The organism is Actinoallomurus acaciae (assembly GCF_042429965.1).
In the GTDB taxonomy this organism is placed as follows: domain Bacteria; phylum Actinomycetota; class Actinomycetes; order Streptosporangiales; family Streptosporangiaceae; genus Actinoallomurus; species Actinoallomurus acaciae.
Window position 1 is genome coordinate 1 of sequence record NZ_JBHLZP010000685.1, and the last position, 4,041, is coordinate 4,041.

The 4,041-nt window shown below is 73.6% G+C and carries 4 protein-coding genes; 3 read left to right on the plus strand and 1 reads right to left on the minus strand.

The annotated features are described in order from the left end of the window. Together ACFFNX_RS44940 and ACFFNX_RS44945 are read left to right on the plus strand one after the other, a co-directional pair. A partial coding sequence (locus ACFFNX_RS44940; RefSeq protein ID WP_378212398.1) for a cation-translocating P-type ATPase occupies window positions 1-2,583 on the plus strand: 2,583 nt, incomplete at its 5' end. Window positions 2,584-2,739: 156 nt separating this feature from the next. Then, window positions 2,740-2,874 (plus strand): hypothetical protein, encoded by a 135-nt coding sequence (locus ACFFNX_RS44945; RefSeq protein ID WP_378212400.1) that lies wholly within the window; start codon window positions 2,740-2,742, stop codon window positions 2,872-2,874. A 25-nt stretch (window positions 2,875-2,899) separates the two neighbouring features. On the opposite strand, the gene ACFFNX_RS44950 is transcribed toward ACFFNX_RS44945, so the two are convergent. Then, window positions 2,900-3,484 carry a TetR family transcriptional regulator gene (locus tag ACFFNX_RS44950; protein ID WP_378212402.1) on the minus strand — a complete coding sequence of 195 codons (585 nt, stop codon included), beginning with the start codon at window positions 3,482-3,484 and terminating at the stop codon, window positions 2,900-2,902. A 229-nt stretch (window positions 3,485-3,713) separates the two neighbouring features. On the opposite strand from ACFFNX_RS44950, the gene ACFFNX_RS44955 reads away from it, so the two are divergent. Next, window positions 3,714-4,041 (plus strand): acyl-CoA dehydrogenase family protein (locus ACFFNX_RS44955; RefSeq protein ID WP_378212403.1); only part of this gene is annotated, 328 nt, incomplete at its 3' end.

Genomic DNA, 4,041 nt, shown 5'->3' on the forward strand with positions numbered 1-4,041 from the left:
CGCCGGACGTCCGCCCAGGACGGCGCCCCGGGGCCGGCCGGCCTCGCCCGGGTCACGGTCGAGGAGCTGGACAACCCGCTGACCCCCGCGCTCGCGGCCGGCGCGGGAGTCTCCGCGGTCGTCGGGTCGATCACCGACGCGGCCCTGATCGGCACGGTCCTGGGTGTCAACGCCGTGATGTCGGGCGTCCAGCGCGTCGGGGCGGACCGGGCCCTGCGCCGGCTCGTGGACCTGAGCGCGGTGCGCGTACGGCTGCGGCGCCCGGACGAGGCCGAGACCGAGGCCAAGGCGACCGCGGACCAGCTCGTCCCCGGCGACGTGATCATGTTGACCGCCGGCGACGCCGTACCGACCGTCGCCCGGCACCTGGCCGCGAAGGGGCTGGAGGTGGACGAGTCCAGCCTCACCGGAGAGTCGCAGCTCGTCACCAAGACCGCCCGCCCGAGCATGGCCGGGTCCGTCGCGGACCGTACCTCCATGCTGTACGAGGGCACGGTGATCGCGGCGGGGGAGGCCACGGCGGTGGTCGTCGCGACGGGGGAGCGGACCGAGATCGGCCGCGCGACACGGCTCGCCGGCGAGCGCCGCCCCGGTGGCGTCGAGACGCGCCTGCAGTCCCTCACCACGGTGACGCTGCCGGTGGCGCTGGTCGCGGGCGCCGGCCTGCTCCTGTCGGACCTGCTGCGGGGCCACTCGCTCGCCCAGGCGCTCGGCCCGGCGGTCAGCCTCGCGGTCGCCGCCGTGCCCGAGGGCCTGCCCTTCGTCGCCACCGCCGCGGAGCTGGCGACGGCGCGTCGCATGTCCCAGCGGGGCGCCCTCGTCCGCAACCCGGCGACGATCGAGGCCCTCGGCCGGATCGACGTCCTGTGCTTCGACAAGACCGGCACGCTGACCATGGGACGCCTGCGGCTGCGGCTCGTCTCCGACGGAGAGTCGACCTCTCCGACCAAGGATCTGTCGCCGCAGCGCCGGATCGTCGTCGCCGCCGCGCTCCGCGCCAGCCCCGAGCAGGCCGGCCGCAAGATGCCCCACCCCACCGACCAGGCGATCATCCGTGCGGCCCGTGACCTGGAGATGAAGGACTTCGAGGGACTCGGCTCCTGGAAGCGCATGGCCGAACTGCCGTTCGAGCCCGGCCGCGGCTACCACGCGGTGCTCGGCCGTACGCCGGACGGGCAGCTGCTGAGCGTCAAGGGCGCGCCGGAGATCGTCCTGGACCGCTGCGGCGAATGGTCGCGCGGCGACCAGGTCATCCCGTTCGACGAGAAGGCGCGCGAGAAGGTCGAGCAAGAGGTGGACCGGCTGGCGCGCCTGGGCTACCGCGTGCTCGCCGTGGGTGAGCGGAAGGCGTCCGGGCGGCGGGACCTGACCGAGTCGCGCATCGACCGGCTGTGCCTGCTCGGCCTGGTCTGCATCGCCGACCCGGTGCGCCCGACCGCGGCCGAGGCCGTGGGCCGGCTCCGCAAGGCCGGCGTCGACATCGTGATGATCACCGGGGACCACCCGACCACGGCGGAGGCGATCGCCGCCGAGCTGAACCTCCTCAACGGAAAGATCATGACTGGCGCGGACCTCGACGCCCTGCCCGAGGAGAAGCTCGGGGAGGCGCTGGCCGGGGTCTCGGTGTTCGCCCGGGTGAGCCCCAACCAGAAGGCCCGCGTCGTCCAGGCGCTGCGTGAGGCGGGCCGGGTGGTCGCGGTCACCGGAGACGGCGCCAACGACGCACCGGCGATCCGGCTGGCGGACGTCGGGATCGCCCTCGGCGAGCGCGCCACGCCCGCCGCCCGGGAGACCGCCGACGTCGTGGTGACCGACGACCGGATCGAGACGATCACCGACGCGATCGCCGACTGCCGAGCGATGTGGCGCTCGACCCGCGACGCTCTCGCGGTGCTGCTCGGCGGCAACATCGGCGAGATCGCCTTCACCGTGCTCACCGGCCTGGTCAGCGGCAGCAGCCCGCTGAACGTCCGCCAGCTCCTGCTGGTGAACCTGCTCACCGACATGCTCCCGGCCGTGGCGCTGGCGGCCCGGCCGCCCTCCGGCGTCAGCCGCGAGGAGCTGCTCCAGGAGGGCCCGGACCGCTCGCTCGGCACCGCGTTGACCCGCGACATCGCCGTGCGCGCGTGCGCCACGGCGGGCGCCGCCGTGAGCGCGTGGACCCTCGCGAGGATGAGCGGCACCCGTGAGCAGGCGGACACGACCGGCCTGGTGGCGCTGGTCGGCACCCAGCTGGCCCAGACGATCGCGGCCGGCGGGCGCGACCCCTTGGTCCTGGCCTCCGGCCTGGCCTCGCTGGCCGCCCTCGGGATCATCGTGCAGGTGCCGGTGCTGAGCCACTTCTTCGGCAGCCGGCCGCTGCTGCCGCACGGCTGGCTGATCGCCCTCGGCTGCGCGGGCGGCTTCGCGCTGGGCGCGGTGCTGGTGACGCGGCTGCCGGGCGGCGCGATCGTGGCGTACGTTCCGGGCGCCGCCCAGGTCGCCCGTCTCGTGGAGGAGCTGAAGGACGACCTCGCGGACGGCCTGCGCAAAAGCCTGAAGGACGGCCTGCCCGCCGGCCTCGCCCGAGCCCTCCCCGTGTGACCTCAGCGTCACGCGTGCCCGCAGGGTCGATCGGGTCGTGCGTACCGGTTGACCTGGGCAGATGTTCACCTTCTCGTAACCCCCCGGGTTTTCCTCAAACCGGACGAGGAGGCATACTCAGGTCGAAAGCATCCCTGATGACGTTAGGTTTTCCCCGTGCCCGACATCGTCTCGACCATCCTCGCGAAGGCCCTGGTGATGCTGCTCCAGGCCCTTCTCACCCGCCTGTTCCTGCAGTTCATACGGTCCGGGCTGTACCGCGACCTGCGCGCCGCGGGCATTCCCGCCTGAGGGCCGGTACGGCCGGTCCCGCCGACTAGTCGGCGAGCAGACGCTCGGCGGCGATCTCCAGGCGTGCCTGGATCTGCTCGTTGCCGGTGCGGCCGCGAAGCAGTTCGATCATCTCCATGACCCAGACGCTGGAGAGCGAGCGCAGCAGGATGTGACGCTCTTCGCCGGGCGCCGTCTCGTCGGCGGCGCGCGCGAGCATGCCCGCCATCCGGTCGCCCAGGTCGGTCTTGACGTCCGACAGCAGCAGTGAGCGGATGAGGGCGTCCGCGAGCTCGGGCTCGCGCATCAGCCCGCGCGTCGCGCGCATCAGCGCCTCCACGGCCCTTCCGGCCGCCGTGCCCGAGCGGGGCGGCCGGCGTTCGAGGCTCGCCTCCAGGGTGTCGATCTCCTCGTTGACGACCGCCACCACGAGGTCCATCTTCGAGGGGAAGTAGCGGTAGAGCGTGCCCAGGGCCACCCCGGCGCGCTCGGCGACCGTGCGCATCTGCATCGCCTCCACGCCGCCGCGCGACGCCAGCGCGGCCGCGGCCTGAAGGATGCGCTTGCGGCGCTGGTGCTGGCTGCGGGAGCGACCTGTCAGGTGACCGGCCGCCGCGGGTTCTGCGGTCACGACGCCACCCCTCGGTCGGGAGCGCGGCCGACGGTCCGCGCTTTCTTCGCACAAGGGTACATGCCGCGAGAACACGTTATTCCGCTGCCCCGGGCCGACGCGTCGCCTCGTCGGCCTGGAATCCCCTGTGCCGTGGGCGGCATCGGCGCTGTCCGCGACGGTGGACACGGACTAGAATCCGTTCTAGTTTGCATGCCAGGCCCGCCGCCCCCGGCCGCGAGAGGGGATCATGGACTTCGATCTCGACGAGAACGCCCAGGAGCTGCGGAGTCTGGTGTCCGGCCTGCTCGACCGCGAGGCGACCCCGGAGCGGATCGCCGAGCACGAGCGTTCCGGTGACCCGTACGACGCCCGGCTCTGGGCGGCGCTCGCCCAGGCCGGCGTGCTCGGCGCCTGCCTGCCCGAGGACCTCGGCGGCTCCGGGCTCGGAGCGGTCGAGCTCGCGGTGATCCTGCGCGAGATCGGGGCGCACGCGGCGCCGGTGCCCGCGTACGCCTCGCTGACGGCGGCTCTGACGATCGCCCGCCACGGCGCCGGAGATCTCCGCGTGCGGCTCA